22 protein-coding genes are annotated in these 19897 nt (G+C 43.1%); 7 read left to right on the top strand and 15 right to left on the bottom strand.

Annotated elements, in window-relative coordinates; translation table 11 throughout:
* Window positions 1-163 precede the first annotated feature (163 nt).
* Both purU and QTA56_RS11685 read right to left on the bottom strand, forming a co-directional pair.
* Window positions 164-1027, bottom strand: a complete 864-nt coding sequence (gene purU, locus QTA56_RS11680) for a formyltetrahydrofolate deformylase (RefSeq protein WP_267981119.1) — start codon at window positions 1025-1027, stop codon at window positions 164-166.
* Window positions 1028-1111: 84 nt separating this feature from the next.
* Window positions 1112-1813, bottom strand: coding sequence for a TetR/AcrR family transcriptional regulator (locus QTA56_RS11685; protein ID WP_267981120.1), 702 nt, complete (start codon window positions 1811-1813; stop codon window positions 1112-1114).
* Between the two features lie 121 nt (window positions 1814-1934).
* Between QTA56_RS11685 and QTA56_RS11690 the strand changes: the two genes are divergently transcribed.
* The 4 genes from QTA56_RS11690 to QTA56_RS11705 all read left to right on the top strand — a co-directional run bounded on the left by QTA56_RS11690 (window position 1935) and on the right by QTA56_RS11705 (window position 5895).
* Complete coding sequence (locus tag QTA56_RS11690) at window positions 1935-3389, top strand: coniferyl aldehyde dehydrogenase (protein WP_267981121.1); 1455 nt, start codon at window positions 1935-1937, stop codon at window positions 3387-3389.
* Window positions 3390-3557: 168 nt separating this feature from the next.
* Window positions 3558-3794, top strand: coding sequence for a 50S ribosomal protein L28 (rpmB, locus tag QTA56_RS11695; protein WP_004649871.1), 237 nt, complete (start codon window positions 3558-3560; stop codon window positions 3792-3794).
* 12 nt (window positions 3795-3806) lie between these two features.
* Window positions 3807-3962: a 50S ribosomal protein L33 gene (gene rpmG, locus QTA56_RS11700; RefSeq protein ID WP_003654787.1), complete on the top strand. Its 156-nt coding sequence runs from the start codon at window positions 3807-3809 to the stop codon at window positions 3960-3962.
* Between the two features lie 217 nt (window positions 3963-4179).
* A complete protein-coding gene (locus QTA56_RS11705; protein ID WP_267981122.1) occupies window positions 4180-5895 on the top strand; it encodes a cation:proton antiporter in 1716 nt (571 codons plus the stop codon).
* 56 nt (window positions 5896-5951) lie between these two features.
* Here the strand turns inward: QTA56_RS11705 and QTA56_RS11710 are convergent, their stop codons facing one another.
* From QTA56_RS11710 to QTA56_RS11745, 8 genes are all read right to left on the bottom strand, one after another.
* Window positions 5952-6230, bottom strand: coding sequence for a hypothetical protein (locus QTA56_RS11710; RefSeq protein WP_267981123.1), 279 nt, complete (start codon window positions 6228-6230; stop codon window positions 5952-5954).
* Between the two features lie 112 nt (window positions 6231-6342).
* Window positions 6343-6846: a DUF6586 family protein gene (locus QTA56_RS11715; protein ID WP_004674592.1), complete on the bottom strand. Its 504-nt coding sequence runs from the start codon at window positions 6844-6846 to the stop codon at window positions 6343-6345.
* Between the two features lie 105 nt (window positions 6847-6951).
* Window positions 6952-7572 carry a hypothetical protein gene (locus QTA56_RS11720; protein ID WP_267981124.1) on the bottom strand — a complete coding sequence of 207 codons (621 nt, stop codon included), beginning with the start codon at window positions 7570-7572 and terminating at the stop codon, window positions 6952-6954.
* Between the two features lie 18 nt (window positions 7573-7590).
* Window positions 7591-7941, bottom strand: a complete 351-nt coding sequence (locus QTA56_RS11725) for an ASCH domain-containing protein (RefSeq protein WP_267981125.1) — start codon at window positions 7939-7941, stop codon at window positions 7591-7593.
* 6 nt (window positions 7942-7947) lie between these two features.
* Complete coding sequence (locus tag QTA56_RS11730) at window positions 7948-8193, bottom strand: RNA recognition motif domain-containing protein (RefSeq protein ID WP_267981126.1); 246 nt, start codon at window positions 8191-8193, stop codon at window positions 7948-7950.
* A gap of 61 nt (window positions 8194-8254) precedes the next feature.
* On the bottom strand, window positions 8255-10234 hold the full coding sequence (locus tag QTA56_RS11735) for an ATP-dependent helicase (RefSeq protein ID WP_267981127.1): 1980 nt from the start codon (window positions 10232-10234) through the stop codon (window positions 8255-8257).
* A 117-nt stretch (window positions 10235-10351) separates the two neighbouring features.
* The gene (locus tag QTA56_RS11740; protein ID WP_267981128.1) at window positions 10352-10924 is read right to left on the bottom strand and encodes an HdeD family acid-resistance protein; all 573 of its coding nucleotides are present in this window, start codon (window positions 10922-10924) and stop codon (window positions 10352-10354) included.
* Window positions 10925-11102: 178 nt separating this feature from the next.
* Window positions 11103-11861 carry a hypothetical protein gene (locus QTA56_RS11745; RefSeq protein ID WP_267981129.1) on the bottom strand — a complete coding sequence of 253 codons (759 nt, stop codon included), beginning with the start codon at window positions 11859-11861 and terminating at the stop codon, window positions 11103-11105.
* 98 nt (window positions 11862-11959) lie between these two features.
* On the opposite strand from QTA56_RS11745, the gene QTA56_RS11750 reads away from it, so the two are divergent.
* Both QTA56_RS11750 and QTA56_RS11755 read left to right on the top strand, forming a co-directional pair.
* Entirely contained in the window at window positions 11960-12217 is a 258-nt protein-coding gene (locus QTA56_RS11750; protein ID WP_267981130.1) for a type II toxin-antitoxin system Phd/YefM family antitoxin, read from the top strand.
* A complete protein-coding gene (locus QTA56_RS11755) occupies window positions 12217-12636 on the top strand; it encodes a type II toxin-antitoxin system VapC family toxin (protein WP_267981131.1) in 420 nt (139 codons plus the stop codon). Before QTA56_RS11750 ends, QTA56_RS11755 begins: the two co-directional genes overlap by 1 nt.
* Window positions 12637-12676: 40 nt before the next feature.
* Here QTA56_RS11755 and QTA56_RS11760 read toward each other — a convergent pair whose 3' ends face one another.
* The 4 genes from QTA56_RS11760 to QTA56_RS11775 form a co-directional block, all read right to left on the bottom strand.
* Window positions 12677-13618 carry an NYN domain-containing protein gene (locus QTA56_RS11760; RefSeq protein ID WP_267981132.1) on the bottom strand — a complete coding sequence of 314 codons (942 nt, stop codon included), beginning with the start codon at window positions 13616-13618 and terminating at the stop codon, window positions 12677-12679.
* Between the two features lie 26 nt (window positions 13619-13644).
* Complete coding sequence (gene topA, locus QTA56_RS11765) at window positions 13645-16284, bottom strand: type I DNA topoisomerase (protein WP_267981133.1); 2640 nt, start codon at window positions 16282-16284, stop codon at window positions 13645-13647.
* Between the two features lie 33 nt (window positions 16285-16317).
* Window positions 16318-16767: an ammonium transporter gene (locus QTA56_RS11770; protein WP_267981134.1), complete on the bottom strand. Its 450-nt coding sequence runs from the start codon at window positions 16765-16767 to the stop codon at window positions 16318-16320.
* Window positions 16768-16998: 231 nt separating this feature from the next.
* The gene (locus QTA56_RS11775) at window positions 16999-17244 is read right to left on the bottom strand and encodes a SlyX family protein (protein ID WP_267981135.1); all 246 of its coding nucleotides are present in this window, start codon (window positions 17242-17244) and stop codon (window positions 16999-17001) included.
* 32 nt (window positions 17245-17276) lie between these two features.
* Between QTA56_RS11775 and QTA56_RS11780 the strand changes: the two genes are divergently transcribed.
* Window positions 17277-19184, top strand: coding sequence for an ATP-binding cassette domain-containing protein (locus QTA56_RS11780; RefSeq protein ID WP_267981136.1), 1908 nt, complete (start codon window positions 17277-17279; stop codon window positions 19182-19184).
* A gap of 108 nt (window positions 19185-19292) precedes the next feature.
* On the opposite strand, the gene QTA56_RS11785 is transcribed toward QTA56_RS11780, so the two are convergent.
* Window positions 19293-19838 (bottom strand): O-acetyl-ADP-ribose deacetylase, encoded by a 546-nt coding sequence (locus QTA56_RS11785; protein WP_267981137.1) that lies wholly within the window; start codon window positions 19836-19838, stop codon window positions 19293-19295.
* Between the last annotated feature and the right edge of the window lie 59 nt (window positions 19839-19897).

The following is a 19897-nucleotide window of genomic DNA, read 5'->3' on the forward strand; positions in this document are numbered from 1 at the left end:
TTTCACTCATCGGATAGAACAATGAAAGTGGGCTAATAATAAATGAGAAGTGTTTTCATTTGCAACTATTTTTTCTTGTATAATCATTAGCCATTGAAAAATAGGCATAAAAAAACATGCCTTACAGCATGTTCTTTTTACATAATGCATACACAATAACAGATTAGAACACTACGGTTTTATTGCCATCGACAATGATGCGGTCTTCCAGATGCCATTTGACTGCACGTGCCAATACATTGCGTTCCACGTCCTCGCCCAACTCACGCAATTGCTCAACATTGTAGTCATGGCTGACACGTTCAACATCCTGCTCAATGATTGGCCCCTGATCAAGGTCGGCAGTGACATAATGCGCTGTGGCACCAATCAGCTTCACTCCTTTCTCATAGGCCTGTTTATACGGGTTTGCACCAACGAAAGCAGGCAGGAATGAATGGTGAATGTTGATGATCTTCATTTCCCATTGCGAAACAAACTCTTCGCTCAGGATTTGCATATAACGCGCCAGAATCAATAGGTCGTTGCCTTGCATCATCTCATTGATCTGGGCGTAGGCTTCCACCTTGTTATCCTTGTTGACAGGCACCACATGGAACGGAATGCCAAAATTCTCAACCGCTTCGCGTAAGTCTGGATGGTTGGAAACCACCTGAGTGATTTCGCATGGCAACGAACCACGCGCATGACGCCATAACAGCTCCAGCAAGGCATGATCTACCTTGGAAACCAGAATACCGACTTTCTTCAGTTCACCCACAAACGTCAGTTTCCATTGCATTTCATAGCGATCTGCAACATTGGCCGCAAAGGTTTGCATCAAGGCTTCTTTACGGGACTGTAAATGATCCAGCTCAAACTCAACACGCATAAAGTAACGTCCGCCTTGAGCTTCTGTTGCGTACTGATCAAGTGCGGTAATGTTTGCTCCCTGATGATACAAAAAGCTCGATACAGCTTGCACGATCCCTGGCTTGTCTTCGCAAGTAATCAGTAGTCGTGCCGTATGGGCAGTGGTCGTGTTCATGTGGTTAATATCACTTATTCGAATCAAGTTAAAATCAAGCCGAGCATTCTAGCGCTTTTTTGTCATTGACTAAATAGGTGAAGCCTACTCATCGTCGTCATTTTTAAGATTGGAGAGGCTGGCAAACAATTCTGATGGACCGAGTGAGCGCAGTAACTGCTCGTAGGTCTGACGGCTTTCCCCCATTAAATATGGGCCTTCCAGGAAAACCATTTGACGCAATGCCTGCCAGACCCACTTTTCCTCCAGACGGTTGTTGTCACTGATATGGCCCGACATATACAAAAAGTTGGTCCAGTTGGTCAGTACAATCCAAAGGTTGATGATCAATGCCTCAATTTCCGAGTCCGTCATTTTCATCAGGCCAGCATCCACAAATGCACGGTAAATTTTCTGCCCCTGCTGCATCACCTGACCTGCAAAATGTGGATAAACTTTGCGAAAGTCTTCATTATTTTCGACCAGATGATAGACATCACGATGAATAAAACGATAGGCCCATAACTGGTTGCTCAACACCTGAAAATACCTGATTTTGTCATTGGCATTTAAAGGTCGATCTGTTGGTAATGCCAACATTTCCAAAGTTTCAGCCTGATATTGCTGTGCTAATTCTTTAATAATTTCCTGCTTGTTTCTAAAGTGATAATACAGGTTGCCTGGGCTGATCCCCAGTTCAGCCGCAATGTGGTTGGTTGTGACCGAACGCTCGCCACGCTCATTAAACAGCTGCAAACTGATTTGCAAAATTCGATCTTTGGTTTTGTTCGGTTTAGCATGCGACATTGATTTTAACCATCTATAACATTATCAATAGGTTATAAAACAAACCTATAAAGCGACTTGACACTTTAGAGTATTTACTCTAAAAATTAAAAAATAATAAGCTTTCTTTTGGTCCACTCCTATGAACAGTCAAACAAAAACAACCGCGATGACACCTCGTGTCGATGTGCAACGGTTACATGATTTGCTTGAGCAGCAGCAAGCAGCCTACCAACGCCATCCTGTACCAAGCGCAAAAGAACGTATTGAACGCTTAGCCCGACTTAAAAACATCTTGGTAAAATATCAAGATCAATTTGCGAACGCAATCAGTCAGGATTATGGCAACCGTGCCATTATGGAAACCAAGATTGGTGAAGTTCTTACCTGTTTAGAGCATATCAAGTACTATAGCAAGAACCTGACTGAATGGATGCAGCCCTCTAAGCGCCATATCAGCATGTTACACCAACCTGCAAAAGGCTGGGTACAGTATCAGCCATTAGGCGTGATCGGTATTATTGCACCGTGGAACTATCCATTACTACTTTCAGTTGGTCCACTGATCTGTGCATTGGCTGCGGGTAACCATGCCATGATCAAGATTTCAAGTGCATCATCAAACTTCGGTTATGTGCTTGAAAATGCCCTTTCTGAAGCATTTCCTCAAGAGTTGGTGACCGTGGTCAATGGTGGTGGTGCCATTTCGGATGCGTTCAGCCATCTGCCTTTCGATAAAATGATTTTTACAGGTTCAACCTCTGTCGGTAAAACCGTGATGGCTGCCGCTTCACAGAACCTTGTTCCTGTGATTCTGGAACTAGGTGGCAAGTCTCCAGCACTGGTCCATTCTTCAATGAATATCCGTGATGTGGCGCAACGTGTTGCTGTAGGCAAGCTCTGGAATGCAGGTCAGACCTGTGTTGCGCCTGACTATATGTTCCTGCCTAAAGGCAAGACCGCAGAGTTCACAAAACACTATCAGGATTTTGTGAACACGATGTACCCAACTCTGCGTGACAACAAGGACTATACCTCTATTGTCAATGACAAGCAGTACAACCGTCTGCAAGGTTATCTGGAAGATGCACGTGACCAGGGCGCAAGTATTGTTGAATTAAATAGCAAAAATGAGCCTTTAACTGAGGTTCGTAAAATTGCCCCTACACTCTTGACGGGTGTGACCACCGAAATGGACATCATGAAGAATGAAATCTTCGGCCCTATTCTGCCTATTTTAGAATATGAGCACATTGAAGATGCGATCCAGTTCATCAACAGCCGTCCACGTCCATTGGCGTTCTATTATTTTGACATTGACAGCGCACGTGCGGACTATGTTGCTGGACGCACCCATTCAGGACATTTTGGCATCAACCAGGTACTGACCCATGTGGCACAGGATGACCTGCCATTCGGTGGTATCGGTGCGTCAGGTATGGGTAAATACCACGGTAAGGAAGGCTTCTTCAGCTTCTCGCATGAGCGCTCAATGATGTCCAATCCTGTTAGCCCGAAACTGTACAGCCTCAAATTTATTTTGCCGCCGTACAATAAAGCAGCGCACAAACTGCTTTTGAAAACCCTATTCCGCTAAGCTGATCAAGGCATGATCTATTACACTAGATCATGCCCCGTTTTTACCAAATTCGCTTGTCTTTTAATCGTATTTTTGGTATAAAACGCCCCTTGAATGATTTCATCCGTTTACTTGAATGGCTAGTTGCACGAAACAGTGCTGTATAAACTAGCAATGGAGTTCACCATGTCTAAGGTTTGCCAAGTTACCGGCAAGCGTCCAATCGTTGGTAACAACGTATCGCACGCAAACAACAAAACCAAACGCCGGTTCGAGCCGAACCTGCACCACCACCGCTTTTGGTTAGAAAGCGAAAAACGTTTTGTACGTCTTCGCTTAACCACTAAAGGTATGCGTATTATTGATAAATTGGGTATCGAGAAAGTTGTTGCTGATCTCCGTGCTCAAGGTCAAAAGATCTAAGGAGTCTGAGCAATGCGTGATAAGATTCGTCTCGTTTCTACAGCTGGTACTGGTTATTTCTATACCACAACTAAAAATAAACGTACTATGCCGGAAAAAATGGAAATCAAAAAATTTGATCCAAAAATCCGTCAACACGTGATTTTCAAAGAAGCTAAAATTAAATAATTTTAGTTCCTTAAAAAAACGGCTTCTCTTGAAGCCGTTTTTTTATTGCCTAAAAAATGCTATTAATAGTAAGAAATGAGTTACATGATTTTTTTTGATCATTAAAAAAATTGTCATCAACAAATTCGATTTTACTTGTTACAATTTATTCGCTGTTTTCTTGGCATGTTTTATGCTCATTTATTTCTACCTTAACCGCAACGATTAAGGAACTACAATGCCACATGATGTTGATTTGATTATATTACTTGCTGTCGGTTTTGGTATGGCCCTTATTTTTGGCTATATCGCAGCACGTCTACGCCTACCTCCCTTAATCGGTTATTTAGTTGCAGGCATTATTATTAGTCCAAATACGCCTGGTGTGGTGGGTGATATTCAGCTCGCCAACCAGCTTGCCGAACTTGGAGTGATGTTCCTGATGTTTGGCGTGGGCATGCATTTTTCCCTCAATGATTTACTTCAGGTCCGCCGTATTGCCCTACCTGGCGCGATTCTGCAAATTGCGGTTGCCACCTTGCTTGGTATCGGTGTTTCCATGTTATGGGGCTGGAGCTTTGGTTCAGCGCTCATCTTTGGTTTAAGCCTATCCTGTGCCAGTACCGTGGTCTTGCTCAAGGCACTGGGTGATCGTGGGCTACTCGACTCGGTTAATGGAAAAATTGCAGTGGGCTGGCTGTTGGTTGAAGACCTTGTCATGGTTCTCGCGCTGGTTCTTTTACCTGCAACCGCCGTGTTACTGGGCGGACACGCCTTGCCTGGTACAGACACCTCACAAAGTATCTGGCTGACGATTGGCATTACCCTACTCAAAGTCACAGGCTTTATTGCATTTATGCTGATTATTGGCAAACGCCTTGTGCCAATGATAATGCAGTTTGTCGCTCGTTTAGGTTCACGCGAATTATTTACCTTAACTGTAGTTGCAGCGGCGGTTTCGATTGCCTACGGTTCCTATGCTGTTTTTGGTGTTTCAATGGCACTTGGCGCTTTCTTCGCGGGTATGGTGGTGAAAGAGTCCGACTTTAGCCATCGTGCAGAAGAGGAAACCCTACCATTACGTGAAATCTTCTCAATTTTATTCTTTGTCTCAGTCGGAATGCTGTTCGATCCAAGTATCCTGATTGAAGAGCCTTTGCGTATTCTGGCGGTCATCGCCATTATTATGGTGGGTAAAACTTTGGCCGCGATGGCATTGGTTTTATTCTTCCGCTATCCGATCAATACCGCTTTAACAGTCGGTGCCAGTTTGGCGCAAATCGGTGAGTTTTCGTTTATCCTTGCGACACTTGGGCTATCACTGGGTTTACTCACTCCTGATGCACAGAACCTGATTCTGGCAGGTGCACTGTTCTCAATTACCCTCAACTCATTTGTGTTTTCTGCCATTGAACCTGTACAACGCTGGATTCGTGAGCGCTCGCATTTGGCACGTTTGTTGGAACGTAGTGGTGACCCACTGGCTATGCTTCCAGATGAGGTGGATCAGGCCTATTTACGCGATCAGGTGGTGATTATTGGCTATGGTGGCGTAGGTCGCCGTATCAGTGAAAACCTGATACAGCAAAACATCAAGGTGGTGATTGCTGAGGAAAACCGTGAGATTGTGGAAAAACTGCGTTCTCAAGGCATTGCCGCGGTCAGCGGTGAGGCAACTGAACCCAATGTGCTGATTCAGGCCCATATCCAACATGCACGCCTGCTGGTCATTTCCCCAATGGATATTCTGGATATTCACCGTATTGTTGATATTTCCAAACAGCTTAACCCTGAAATTCAGGTACTGGTCTGTGCTGAGAGCAAGGAAGAGGCTGCGGTGATTCGGGAGGAGCACTTGGGTGAAGTATTCTATGCCAAGGAAGAAATGGCGAAGAATATGAGTCATCATATTTTGAACCAGATTGAACTCGCACACCAATCCCCTGCACATTAAACATTTTCAGGGCAATAAAAAAGCGTACCCAAAGTACGCTTTTTTAACTTTCAGCATTAGCTGAAATGGGTGGGTTGCTCATCCACAATCTCAGCCTGCACCTGATTCATCTGCTTTTCCAGCAGGCCAAACAGGGCCGCCTGAATCATATGCTGTGCAACCATTGGTGTCTGTTCACCTAAAATTGCCTTAACTTCATCACTAAACTGTATCTTCACCAAGGGCTCCTGTTCAGAACCAGCATTACGCAAAGCAAGTTCGCCACCTTCAAGTTGAACCAATTCCAGTATCGCTTCCTGATTACCGAATAACTCTTTTAACTGTTGCATTGACATATATTTTCTCCATGCTTCAACATGGTGGCAAAGTACCCTTGCACTTTGCGATCTCACGTCTTATCTATATAAGTCCTGTTTGCACAGATTTCAAGTCTAAGATCAATTCAGGCTAGAACTCAACCATCTCGTTACGAAAACCATCAATTAAATGGCTTAACTCACGATGCCACTCCCGCAGAATCTTGGCATCTGGCAGCCATGCCTGTGGGCTTTGGGTAACCTTGATAATCAGGTTTGAGGAGGTCTCATTTTCAGGTTCTGGCGCAGTGGGTTCTGGTGCGTATTGACACATGCGGTAAGCACGTTTTAATTCGGCAATAAAACCATCTTTCGCCAGTTGCTGCAACACCAGCACTTCTGGCGACACCTGCCCCTTGTCCGCCATGTGTTCCTCAATGGATTTAAAGGTCGGCTGTAAATCATTTAAGCGGTAGTAACGCACCAGTTCCTGCAAAAAAGCTAGAATCGCGCCATGCAAATGGAAAACCGCAGCTTCACGATAGGCCTGTGCCTGTTGGATATGTTCAGTTTGCTCAGCTTGTTGACATGCGAGTCGGGCAAAATACAGTTTTTGATTGGTGCGATCAGCATGGTAACGGGCAACACGGGACATAACACATTCCTTTCAGTCAAGCATTTACTTGGGTCTATTTCATTTAACAGACCTTAATGTATTGTAGAAGTAATTGTTCTCTTTGAATATGCAAATTTATTCAGATTATAGTTCTTTCATAATCGCATTACGGAGCTTTTCAACCTGTTTTACATCTTCCCCTGCCACCATGGCATATACAAAAGACTGCTGATTTTGATCTACACATTTCACCGCAGCACGGTTATTCTGAAAATTACCATAAACATTAAATTGATTTTGCACAATTTTTGAAAAACCAAGCTTCTGTAATACCTTATATCCCTTATCCGCACATGCTCCCACTGACAGGTTTAATTGTTTATGGTCTGACCAAAGTTGTGGAGGAGAATTAAGAGAGGGTTTTAGCTGCTGTGCTTTAGCCATAATTCTAATACGATTCGGGCTTATTACCTGATAGCTCATATCCAGCTTATTTAGTCCTACTTCTAAAAACTGTAAAAAATTAGAATTTTTTAGGCGAATAGGGGCTGTCTTGTTTTGGTCTACATTTGCATCAAAACTAAAATTGATAGCAAACTCATGCCTAATCAAATGGGTCACAGTTGACACTGAAGCATCTTCAAAATTAAATTGTGATACCTTTTGGTCTTGTAGTTTTTTTCTCATTTCTGCCCGATAGTCAGGCATTGCAAAACTATTTTGTAAAATGAAGAAAAATAATAAACCCATCAAAAGTTTGTACATATTTTTATACCTTGTTATTTATACTTCAATTTTATATAGCTTTCGTTTAGCCATGACCTCAATCGGTTCAGCAAAAGGCCGTACATTACTGATCACCCAGGCAAAATATCCCTCAGCCCAATAGGAGGCGCAGGCAGCCTCCATTTCGTCTGGCTGCCACGGATGCACTGATTCGTCAACCAGCGCCACTGCCAATCCCGCTTCCTCATCACCATCATTCAAAAGGAAGTTTTGATTCTCAACAATAACCAGGTTTTTTAATGGAAAGCTTTCAGGTTGCCATGAGCGAACCTCCAGGGTCTTTAGCCCTTGTACAATCCGCCCACCATTCGGTGTGACAATGGATAAAGCGGTATATTGCTTTAACATCTGGATTTAGGCTTTGTCTTCCGCTATTTTCACACGGATACCAGAACCTTTCACTTTCAAGGTATTTAAGCCTTTAACTGCTTTAACCGCTTCACGTGGATTTGGCATTTCCACAAAACCAAAGCCTTTCGATTTACCTGTTGCAGCATCCTTGACCACCACACAGGATTCAACTGCGCCATAGGCTTTGAATAGGTCGAGCACTTCTGCATCGGTCACGCCACGGTCTAAATTACGAACTAAAATTTTCATGTTAAAACCTAAAAGATGATTCACGCTTAAATAGGCGAATCAAAAAATGAATCTTGCTAGTTTAATCCAAATCAATCCCAAAACCTAAATTGATTGCAGTTGAACGGGAGCGACTGGTTTGAGCATAGGCACATGGAATATCACGATGAATCCGAATATCGACCAAATCCTGAGGTAAATCATTAAGGAAATAGCTTTCTATTTTTCTACCCAGCTCATCATACTGATCATGTGACCATAAATTTAAATTCTGTTTGGTCAAAATCAGCTCATTCTCCGCACGGGTTAAGGCAACATAAAGCACTCGACGTTCCTCCTCCACATCATCAAAGTCACCCTGCGCCCGTGCATGTGGATATTGTGTGGGTGAGACATGCGGCACATAACAGACTTTTTGTTCAGCCCCTTTGGCTGAATGGATGGTAATCAATGTGACCAGGTCCTGATCTGGAGTTTTATCAATTTCTGAAACAGAAATCGGATCAAGTACATATTCCTCGAGGAATTCTCCAAGCGAACTGTGTTTACGTGCCAGTTGCTTGACCAAGTCAAAGTCCTTGACACGACGCGACCAATCTTTAGTTTTATAATTATTTTCCAGTTGTTCATTCAAGGCATCCAGTGCCAAACCAATACAGGCTTCGACATGCTGTTGCAATACATCCAGTTGCATCAAGATTAAAATTGCTTGTTGTGGTACTTTGCCATGTCGTTCCAAGCGCTGACAACGTGCCTCTATATCAGGCAGTTGAATGAGTTCCTGCGCCAATTTACTGGCACCGACATCACCCACCCCATCCCAGAGCGTCAGGAAACGCATCCAGGCCAGATCATCCTGTGGATTGACACTGACACGAAGCAAGCTCAACACGTCTTTGACATGCGCTGATTCAAGCAACTTCACTCCACCAATAAAACGATATGGAATATTCGCCGCAATTAACGCTCCCTCAAGATAACGACCGCTAAATCCTGAACGTAATAACACCATATGTTCAGCCCAAGCAGCACCTTGACTATGTCGCTGATTTAAATCCTGAATAATCCAGTTGGCTTCCTCAAACTCATTACTCAAGATATGCAGTTGTGGTTTTAAACCTTGACCACGATAGGCCTGTAAATGTTTGCCATACTCAATCGGACTTTGTCCCAACAACCAGTTGGATAAATCCAGAATGCCTTGTGTGGAACGATAATTCATTTCCAGCGTCAGCACTTCAGCATCGGGTACACGCTCTTTAAAGTGATGAATATTTTCAAAGTCAGCGCCACGGAAGCCGTAAATGGACTGCGCATCATCCCCAACACAAAACAGTTTCACTTTACCAATCAAAGGTTGTAGTAAGGCCCATTGCAGTGGGTTGGTATCCTGCATTTCATCGACTAACAGTGCCGAACAGAAGCCTGTGACCCAATTCACCAACTCAGGTGAATTCTGTAAATGTACTGCCACAATCGCCAGAATATCATCATAATCCAGAAAATTACGTTCTTGCTTACGCTGTTCGTAGGCTTTCATCAATTCAGCAATTTGTGTTTTATATTCGATGGCTTGGGGTAACTGTTCAACCAAGGCCTCTGATAGTTTGGTCTTGGTATTACGGGCATAGGAATATAGGTCACACAGCTCGGCTGCTTTCGGCAACACATTGCCCTTATCCTTGCCACGCAATAGACGAAACATCAGCAACTGATCATCTCGGTCAATAATGCTGAACTGGGTCAGACCAAATGCTTTTGGATTACGGCGCAGCAGGTACATACAAAAAGTATGGAAAGTGGAAGCGCGTAAACCCTTGGCCTGTGCGCCCATATGCTGTTCAACTCGGGTCACAATTTCACTTGCAGCACGACGGGTAAAGGTCAAAATCTGAATCTGTTGTGCTGGCAAACCTTGGTCAATTAAATACGCTGCCCTTGCCACAATGGTTTTGGTCTTGCCACAACCTGCCCCTGCCAGCACCAGACAGTTTTGTGCAGTCGTGGTGGCAGCCCGTTTTTGTTGTGGATTCAGTTCATCAATTAGCTTGGCAAGCGTCATAAAAGCAGTCAATTAAAAACGAAGTGCTATTTTAACAGACTAAAGCAGGAGAGATATTTTCTGCTACAAAACAAAAAGAGCATGTGTGACACATGCCCTTACTTTTAAATTGAACCATTAAACTGTGGTTGAACTATGGGGTAATTGCTTAATCGCCCCTGCAAAACTCAGATAGTTAATTCCCTGAAATAAAATATCAATCGCAAGGAACATTCCCAATACCCAGAATGGTGAATCAGGTGATGATAAAATCAGGATACCTGTTAACAGGGTGAGTATGCCTGAGAAGAGCACCCATCCCCAGCCTGAAATCGGTCTCAGGATAAATGCGTTTACGCTACGGATAATCCCCGCAATAATTAAGGCAACTGCCAAAAAGCTGGTCAACACAACAGCCGTTATCACAGGTGTGGTAAAGGCAAAGTAACCCGCTACCAAGTACAGCACACCAAACAACGCCCACAACCAGCGTGTACCGCCCTTAAACACCGTAAATGCCGCAACAAAATGCAGGATACCGCCCAACATCATCAATACACCGAACAGCAGTACAGCGGACAATGTTGCAAATGGTAGAGCGGCTAAAAGAACCAAACCGAAAACAACCAACAAGACACCCAATAACAGATACCATTTACGATCAGCGTGTAGCTGATTGCGAACCAGATCATTACCCACCGTTTTCATCATGATTTACTCTTTTATCATCAATGTGCTATGTATATATTGAGCGTGTTGTAGACCTAATTCTGTATAAGGCATGTTGATAATTCATGACAAAATGTTGAAAAACCTGTGTTTTATTCCATAGTTTTTTATTGAACTTGTTGTTTTACAAGATATGGATAAGTCAAAACTTATCCACAATTTACTTGATCCAGCCAATTTCCTGGGCAGTCAGCACACTGATCACGGTTTGTTCCAGGTCATTTGGCATTTTACTTTTATGCTGTGAAAGAGGGATACTCCCCCCCATGATTTCCGCCTCAGTTTGTGGATACAAAGGCTGCTTATCCGCCTGTGCATAACCGATTGGGAAGATAGGTTCACCCGTATTTAAATTATACTTATCAGTTGCGCCAAAGCCATGGAGTAACTCATGTACAAGCACCACATTGTTCTGCTGTGCCTGTTTTTGTGAAGCAAACAAGTTCACAGAGGCAATCCGCCCACGTTCCAAAGCAGTAGAATGTTTTAGCTGTTTGACCTGTTTTGGATCATAATAATTTAAATATAGGGTTAAACTTGGTGAACCATCCACAGTCTGATGTTGTTTCCATGCGTAAAATCGAAATTTTAAACTCCATAAAATATTATTGAATATACTTGGCTGTTCTGACATTTTAGGAGGTACTTGATAGAGTTCACGCCCTAACTGAACCATAAAATAGCTACTCTGACCTCGATATTGCTGGCTATTTTCTTCCAGATAATGTTTTACCTCATAGAAATCATCCAACTGCAATTGCTGGATATATTTTTGGGTAGAAGCTAAGCCATCTGCATTAATCGGATGCAAAAGAATATTAATCGGCTGATTCCAGTCCTGATTTTGGTCACGGTAAGCATTGACTGCCACAATTAACAGCACAGCCAGTAAACATGCAACCCTGATCTTTTTCCACATGAATCAATTTCCCACCAAGCAATCGCTCATAAACGTTGCTTATTTTGATTTTAATTTATACAATGTAGCCACTATCCTACATTACTTAGGAGAAGATAATGACAATACTAACGAGTCGTGATTTTAATCATAATGTCAGTAAAGCTAAATCGATGAGTCGACATGAGCCTGTTTTTATTACAGATCGAGGGACACCCTCTCACGTTTTATTATCTTATCAACAATATGAATTATTGCTTAAAAAAACTCAATCTAATGCGGAACGCCTAGGGATGTGCATTGAGGACTTAACACAAATTGATGATGATTTTGAGTTTGAACGCGCTGTACTAACAGACCGTCAGGTTGAACTTTAATGTATTTACTCGATACCAATATTCTCAGTCAAATTCGTAAAATTCATCATCCACATTGTCCAAACGCGTTTAAACACTGGTTTGAAACGACTGATCTCAGCCTTTGTTATCTTTCAGTGATCACCATTTTTGAGATTGAACAGGGCATTCTAAGAAAAGAACATATTGATCCTATACAAGGACATTTATTAAGGACATGGTTTGAGCAGAAAATCCAGTCTGAATTTAAAGACCGTGTTTTAGAGCTTAATATGACCATTGCACTAAAAACAGCCCAATTGCATGTGCCTAATCCTGCCTCATTAACAGATTCCATGATTGGGGCAACAGCCTTACAGCATAATCTCACCTTGATTACCCGAAATACTAAAGATTTTCAGTCATTCGGAGTGAAGTTGTTTAATCCATTTGAGGCATAATTTTTTAAAATATTAAAAAAACAGCCAATATTCTAGATACTTATGGCATCAATTTAGCAATTTTAGCCATCTCACCATTTTCTGAAAATTCAAGCCAACCGCTGTGAATAGATTTAATGGCTTCTTCATAATCTCTAATATTAAAATCTGACTTTTTCAAGAACTCAACAACACTTTGAATACTTGCCCAACCATTCTTATCGCTATGCTGATTTATTGCTTTTTGTACAAATTTAACAAAAGTACTAAAACTACGCTTTCTTAGATACATCTGGCTCCCTTTCATTTTTATTTCAAATAAGTCTAGAGCTTTTATCAAACTAGATAATTTATCATGCTGGTAATTTCGAGTATCAAAATCAGGCTTCACAGTCGTGATATAGGTTCCAACTGCTCCCAAATAAGCCCAGCCACTATCATCGGCATTATCTTTCACAGCTTTATAAATTAGATTAAGCGTATATTTATCCAATTCTAAAATTGATGATTCTATTTTGCTTTCTTTCTCATCATTTTTCTTTACTTTGTCCTGTTTACTTTCTTCAACAGAAAGATTCTCGACAAAAATAAATTTATCACATGCTTTTCTAAAAGATTCTGGTGTCTGCTTTCGGCCAAAACCATAAACCATGAGTCCACTTTCACGAATCCTCGAGGCAAGTGGTGTGAAATCACTATCACTTGAAACGATACAGAACCCATCTAATGCACCACCATAGAGTAAATCCATTGCATCAATAATGAGGATCATATCTGTTGCATCTTTACCAGTCGTATAGGCAAATTGCTGTACAGGTGTAATAGCATGAGGTAACAAAACATCACGCCATTTTTTTAGAGTATCACTACTCCAATCTCCATAGACTCTTTTGACACTCGCAATACCATATTTAGCGACTTCTTCTAAAACTGATTCTATTGAATTCACAGAGGAATTATCAGCATCTATAAGTACTGCAAGCTTTTTAGGTTTTGAATCCATTTATTTAACTCTGGGTCAAAAATGACTTAACCCTCAACCCATTTTCCATTTTGGAAAACCAGACTCCACTTGGTCTGCTTGCCCTCAGCAGTTTCAGACCCAACATATTGTGCCTGATTCTTACGGCTGAATTTCACCACTGCTGGATTACCCTCAGGATCAACATCTGGTGCTTCCAGTAAAAACTGATACTTCTCATCAAGCTGATCAGCAACACTACGCAGTTCAGCCACTTTCGGTGCGCGAGTCTCACGAATTTTCGGGAATTTACTTGCTGCAAGGAATAAACCAGCCGCGCCATCACGCAAAACAAAGAAATCATCGTGTTTGGTTGAGCGTAGGTGTTCCATTTTGATTGGGTCAACACGCGGTGGTGCAGGCTGGCCACTCTTCAATACTTTACGGGTATTGTCACAGCTTGAGCAGGCGAAATACGGACCAAAGCGACCTGTTTTCAGTTGCATTTCACCATCACACTTATCACATGGAATGGTTGGACCATCATAACCCTTGATCTTGAATTCACCTTCTTCAACTTCGTAGCCATCACAGTCTGGATTATTACCACAAACATGCAGTTTACGACCACCATCCACCACATAGCTGTCCATTGCAGTACCGCATTTAGGACAGCGATGTTTTGACATCAGGTCTGCTGTTTCAGCACCATCATCATCAGACAATGCAGCCAAAGACTCGACAGGCGTTAAGTTGAGTGTCCCTTTACAACGTTCTTTTGGTGGCAGGTTATAGCCAGAACATCCCAAAAATACACCTGTAGTCCCTGTACGAATTTGCATTGGGCGCGAACATTCAGGACATGGTACATCTGCCACTTCCACAGGCTGATTACGGCGCATACCGCTATCGCCCTGCGCATTAGTCAATCGCTTTTTAAAGTCACCATAGAAAGTATCCAGCAATTCTTTCCAGTTACGCTCACCTGTCGCCACACGGTCCAGTTGCCCCTCCAAATCTGCGGTAAATGCATAATTCATCAGGTTATTAAAGCTTTCGTCCAAACGATCAGTAACAATCTCACCCATCTTCTCTGCAAAGAGACGACGGTTTTCAAGTTTCACATAACCACGTTCCTGAATCGTTGAAATAATCGCGGCGTAGGTTGATGGACGACCAATACTGCGTTTTTCCAGCTCTTTAACCAAGGAGGCTTCGGTAAAACGCGCAGGTGGCTTGGTAAAATGCTGGCTTGGGTCAAGTTTTTCCAGCTTGAGCACTTCGCCCACTTTTACCGCAGGCAATAAAATATCATCATCAGATTTATTGGCCCCACGAACGCGGGTAAAGCCATCAAATACCAAAGTACGGCCTTTTGCCTTTAACTCAACATTTGCCGCTTCAACAGTTAAAGTTGAAGATAGATATTCTGCTGGTGTCATCTGACAGGCAACAAACTGACGCCAGATCAAGTCATACAGACGTTGTGCATCACGCTCCACGCCCGCAAGTTTATCCCCAGTCAATCCAACATCCGATGGACGGATTGCTTCATGCGCCTCTTGCGCACCCGCCTTGTTACCATAACGGTTTGGTTTGGCTGGGATATATTTTTCACCAAAATTTTGCTGGATATGGTTACGCACCATATTCACCGCGTCATCACTCAAAAAGGTTGAGTCAGTACGCATATAGGTAATAAAACCACCCTCATACAAACGCTGCGCCAGCATCATGGTTTTCTTCACCGAAAAACCTAAACGTGTACTAGCCGCCTGTTGTAAGGTTGAGGTGATATATGGCGCACTTGGATTGACCTTGGTCGGTTTATCCTCACGCAGTGCCACCTTATATTCGGCATCTTTTAATACGCTGAGTAAAGCATCAGTTTCTGCTTTATTCTTGAGTTTAAGGGGCTTACCTGCCTGCTTAACCGCTTCAAGGCGAATGTCATCTTTCTTTGATAGCGTGTCTGCAAAAACTTGCCAATATTCTTCTGGGATAAAAGCACGGATTTCACGCTCACGCTCCACCACCAGTTTTACCGCAACCGATTGAACACGACCTGCCGATAGTCCACGGGCAATTTTTTCCCACAGCAACGGCGACACCATAAAACCCACTACGCGGTCAAGGAAACGACGTGCCTGTTGTGCATTGACACGGTTCAAGTCCAGACGTGTTGGCTGTTTAAACGCTTCCTGAATGGCATTCTTGGTGATCTCGTTAAACACGACACGATGGTAACGGCTGTCATCGCCACCGATCACTTCCCGTAAATGCCAGGCAATCGCCTCTCCTTCCCTATCCAAGTCCGTTGCGAGATAGATGGCATCGGCATCCTTGGCAAGCTTCTTGAGTTCAGCAACCACATGTTCCTTGCCAGGCAACACCTCATAATGTGCAATCCAATCATGTTCTGGATCGACACCCATACGGTTGATCAGTGCCGATTGAGCCTTTTCAGCTTTTTGTTCTTCGGTTAACTTGGTACGGGTTGCAGGCTTCTTTTCAGTCGATTTTGCACCACCACCTGTAGGCAGGTCACGTACATGACCCACTGATGACTTGACAACAAATTGTGAACCTAAATATTTATTAATGGTTTTCGCTTTTGCAGGCGACTCCACAATCACCAAGGCACGTTTTTTTGCAGCAGATGTGGGAGCTGCTGTGCTTTCTGAAGCAGAGCGTGGAGTATTCGCCATAATAAATCGTTTTTCCTATAATCAATCAATGAATTAGCGTTGTGCCAATTCATGTAAATAAGCTTTCATATCATCGAGTTGTGTGGCTCTTAGGTCAGTTTCCTCATCCCAGTACAGTCCGACACAGTTCGCTTGCATATCAATAGCATAAACTCCTTTTAATGCAATGGTTAAATCATTAAATTTCTGATCACCCTGCACCACCTGAAGCTTTCCATCCACCACTCTGGCCCGCATGAGTGCCAAACGCGCATCTGGAATCAGTACACTATAATAAGCCACCATGCTGGCACGTTTTTCCGATGCCATTGGAATTTTTGTCCATTCTGGTGCCACAATCAAACGTGGATGCAGCCCCATCTTACGGGCCTGCTCACGCATCATGCCAAGCGCCTTTTCCCGTGGACTGACACGTAAGCCAAAAATAGAGCCAAGTACAAACAGTACAATCGCAACCGTGATCCAAATTCCAATATTACTCATAAAGCCGCCTAAAACTTCCTTTTATTAGCGTTACATAAGTTGAATCAAAAAGGCAAGTTTTCCTTACATTCTATATTCAACATAATCAGTTAAGATTCAAACTTAAATAGATAACATTATATTTAAAGGTATTATTTTAAAGTTTAAAAGAGTATTGATGCCGTAAACACACAAACAATAATATCAGAGCGCTTTTAACAGTAATAAAGTCATTACCTAACCTTAAAACAATTAATAATGCGGCGGTTTATTACTCATGGGATCAAAAGGGGCTATTCCATCAGACAAATCGGATGCCTCAACACGCTGGTACAACAACTGCATCTGTTTTTTTAAATCAGCAATTTCCCGCGTCTGAATGGCGAGCTGTTGATTCAATTGCTCAACTAAATCATCCAAAAATGCAATTCGCACTTGCAAATCTTCAATGGGTGCGGAAAATGACGCGTGATCATCAAAATTTTTTGGTTTAGTCATTTCAGACCTCATCTGAGCTTTTAGGAAACATTATGGCCTATATTACTTTAAGGGATGTCCATCTCGCATTTGGCGGACCTGCCCTACTCGACGGCGCGAACTTTAATCTGGAGCGTGGCGAACGAGTCTGTTTAATCGGTCGTAATGGCGAGGGTAAGTCTACTTTATTAAAACTGATTGAGGGAAGCCTATTACCCGATACAGGTGAAGTTTCGATTCAAAATGGTTTAACCGTTTCCATGCTGGCCCAGGATGTGCCAATGGATTCAGGTAAGGTGGCCGACATTGTTGCCGATGGCGCAGGCGAAGCAGCAAGCGTATTAAAAGAATATCATGAGGCAAGCGATGCCTGTGTTCTGGGCGATATGGAAGCCTGTGACCGTATGGGCATGCTCCAGCACAAACTTGACCAACTGGATGGCTGGGCACTGGAAAACAAGGTCAACACCATTTTGGGTAAAATGGGACTTGATCCAAACGCCGATCTGGCTGACTTGTCTGGTGGACGTAAGCGTCGTGTGTTGCTTGCCCGTGCACTACTGACCCAGCCTGATGTGTTATTGCTGGACGAACCAACCAACCATCTGGATGTTGAAAGCATCGAATGGCTGGAGAAATTCCTACTCGACCAGAATAATCTTACTTTACTATTTATCTCGCATGACCGCTCCTTTGTTGACAGCATTGCAACACGTATTGTTGAGCTTGATCGTGGTGTTTTGCGTGGTTATGAGGGCAATTATTCACGTTACCTCGACCTCAAAGCACAGCAAATGGAGGCAGAGGAAAAACAAAATGCCTTATTTGACAAAAAGCTTGCTGAGGAAGAAGCCTGGATTCGTCAAGGCATCAAGGCACGTCGTACCCGTAACGAGGGACGTGTCCGCGCCCTAAAAGCGTTACGTGAAGAATCAAAAGCACGTCGTTCACAACAGGGCAAAGTCAGCATGGCAACTCAGGAAGCCAATCGCTCAGGCAAGCTGGTGTTTGAAATTGAACATCTACGTGTTAGCTATAATGAACAGCCACTGATTAAGGACTTCTCCGCAATCGTGTTGCGTGGAGACCGTATTGGTCTCGTTGGTGACAATGGCGTGGGTAAAACCACCTTGATCAAGGCCATTTTAGGTGAAATCGAACATGGTGGTTCAGTCAAGACTGGAACACAACTCGAAATTGCCTATTTTGACCAGTTACGCAATGCGCTGGACCTTGAAAAAACGGTAATGGCAAACGTTTCAGAGGGTTCTGACTTTGTTGATGTCAATGGTAACCGCCGTCATATCTATAGCTATTTGCAAGACTTCTTATTTTCACCAGAACGTGCCCGTACCCCTGTAAAGGCACTGTCTGGTGGGGAACGCAACCGTATCCTATTGGCAAAACTATTGCTCAAACCGTCAAACCTGATCGTGATGGATGAGCCGACCAACGACCTGGATATGGTAACGCTTGAATTGCTGGAAGAAATGCTGTCTGAGTATAAAGGCACCCTGTTGCTGATCTCGCATGACCGTGCCTTTATGGACAATGTCGTGACCTCAACCTGGGTCTTTGATGGCAAAGGCAATATTGATGAATACATCGGTGGCTATCAAGACTATCTGGAACAACGTCCTGACCAGAAAGTGGTTGATCAAAAAAGCGATGTGAAAAAGGCTCAGGCCAAAGCAGAGGCAGCAGCATTGACTGCGGCTACACCGAAAAAAGTCAAACTTAGTTATAAAGATCAGCGTGAGCTTGAACAGCTTCCTGCTGAAATTGAAAAACTGGAAAAGGAACAGGCTGAACTTTCTTCAAAACTTGCTGATGGTTCGTGGTTTGTAAAAGATGCGGAAGCAGCCACCAAAGCCAGCCAGCGTTTAGCCGAAATTGAGGAAGTCATGCTGGAAAAACTGGAACGTTGGGATACGTTGGAGAACCTGTCTAAAGGGAATTAAAGAAAAGTACCATTTCTAAATAGGGTACTCATTCATTTTGTATGACGATGGCAATCGCACCACTTTAATTAATCAATTAATTGGTATGATTGCCATCCCACTTTCTATTTAAATTATCTCAATATCTTGCGATAAAAAATCAGCTTTAATTTCCTGATAGATTTTAAGGTTCTCATCATCAAAACAGACAAAAATCACCTCCTGTACTGACTGCCCCTTGTTTAGTTCCTCACATATCGTTCTTAAGGCAACCTGCGCCGCAGCCTGTTTTGGAAACCGATACACGCCAGTTGAAATGTTGGGAAAGGCAACTGTCTTTAACTGTAAGCTCTCAGCCAGTTTAAAGCTGTTGCGATAAGCATTTTCCAGCAAAATCGCTTCATTATTTTCACCTTTGCGCCATGTTGGCCCAACGGTATGAATGACATATTGAGCAGGCAGATTTCCAGCAGTGGTAACCACAGCTTCTCCCACCCCACAGCCTCCTTGCTTGGCGCGTATCTTTTGACATTCCGCCAGAATTTCAGCCCCGCCTTTGCGATGAATTGCGCCATCCACACCACCACCACCTAAAAGCGAGGTGTTTGCCGCATTAACAATCGCATCTACAGCAACTTGGGTAATATCACCCTTGATAATTCTTATGGTTTTCAAAATATGCTCCTGTTCTGATGATCACCCATCAATGTCTTAATATAAAACAGTCTGGGTTT

Origin of the sequence: Acinetobacter thutiue (assembly GCF_030385805.1) — a bacterium.
Lineage (GTDB): Bacteria > Pseudomonadota > Gammaproteobacteria > Pseudomonadales > Moraxellaceae > Acinetobacter > Acinetobacter corruptisaponis.

Coding starts and splice junctions, on each gene's coding strand:
- QTA56_RS11760 (WP_267981132.1), bottom strand. CDS start 13,618: ATGGATTCAAAACCTAAAAAGCTTGCAGTACTTATAGATGCTGATAAT.
- QTA56_RS11740 (WP_267981128.1), bottom strand. CDS start 10,924: ATGATGAAAACGGTGGGTAATGATCTGGTTCGCAATCAGCTACACGCT.
- QTA56_RS11775 (WP_267981135.1), bottom strand. CDS start 17,244: ATGACTAAACCAAAAAATTTTGATGATCACGCGTCATTTTCCGCACCC.
- QTA56_RS11715 (WP_004674592.1), bottom strand. CDS start 6,846: ATGTCCCGTGTTGCCCGTTACCATGCTGATCGCACCAATCAAAAACTG.
- QTA56_RS11780 (WP_267981136.1), top strand. CDS start 17,277: ATGGCCTATATTACTTTAAGGGATGTCCATCTCGCATTTGGCGGACCT.
- QTA56_RS11755 (WP_267981131.1), top strand. CDS start 12,217: ATGTATTTACTCGATACCAATATTCTCAGTCAAATTCGTAAAATTCAT.
- QTA56_RS11745 (WP_267981129.1), bottom strand. CDS start 11,861: ATGTGGAAAAAGATCAGGGTTGCATGTTTACTGGCTGTGCTGTTAATT.
- QTA56_RS11735 (WP_267981127.1), bottom strand. CDS start 10,234: ATGACGCTTGCCAAGCTAATTGATGAACTGAATCCACAACAAAAACGG.
- rpmG (WP_003654787.1), top strand. CDS start 3,807: ATGCGTGATAAGATTCGTCTCGTTTCTACAGCTGGTACTGGTTATTTC.
- QTA56_RS11690 (WP_267981121.1), top strand. CDS start 1,935: ATGAACAGTCAAACAAAAACAACCGCGATGACACCTCGTGTCGATGTG.
- QTA56_RS11705 (WP_267981122.1), top strand. CDS start 4,180: ATGCCACATGATGTTGATTTGATTATATTACTTGCTGTCGGTTTTGGT.
- QTA56_RS11750 (WP_267981130.1), top strand. CDS start 11,960: ATGACAATACTAACGAGTCGTGATTTTAATCATAATGTCAGTAAAGCT.
- QTA56_RS11730 (WP_267981126.1), bottom strand. CDS start 8,193: ATGAAAATTTTAGTTCGTAATTTAGACCGTGGCGTGACCGATGCAGAA.
- QTA56_RS11720 (WP_267981124.1), bottom strand. CDS start 7,572: ATGTACAAACTTTTGATGGGTTTATTATTTTTCTTCATTTTACAAAAT.
- QTA56_RS11725 (WP_267981125.1), bottom strand. CDS start 7,941: ATGTTAAAGCAATATACCGCTTTATCCATTGTCACACCGAATGGTGGG.
- QTA56_RS11770 (WP_267981134.1), bottom strand. CDS start 16,767: ATGAGTAATATTGGAATTTGGATCACGGTTGCGATTGTACTGTTTGTA.
- topA (WP_267981133.1), bottom strand. CDS start 16,284: ATGGCGAATACTCCACGCTCTGCTTCAGAAAGCACAGCAGCTCCCACA.
- purU (WP_267981119.1), bottom strand. CDS start 1,027: ATGAACACGACCACTGCCCATACGGCACGACTACTGATTACTTGCGAA.
- QTA56_RS11710 (WP_267981123.1), bottom strand. CDS start 6,230: ATGTCAATGCAACAGTTAAAAGAGTTATTCGGTAATCAGGAAGCGATA.
- QTA56_RS11685 (WP_267981120.1), bottom strand. CDS start 1,813: ATGTCGCATGCTAAACCGAACAAAACCAAAGATCGAATTTTGCAAATC.
- rpmB (WP_004649871.1), top strand. CDS start 3,558: ATGTCTAAGGTTTGCCAAGTTACCGGCAAGCGTCCAATCGTTGGTAAC.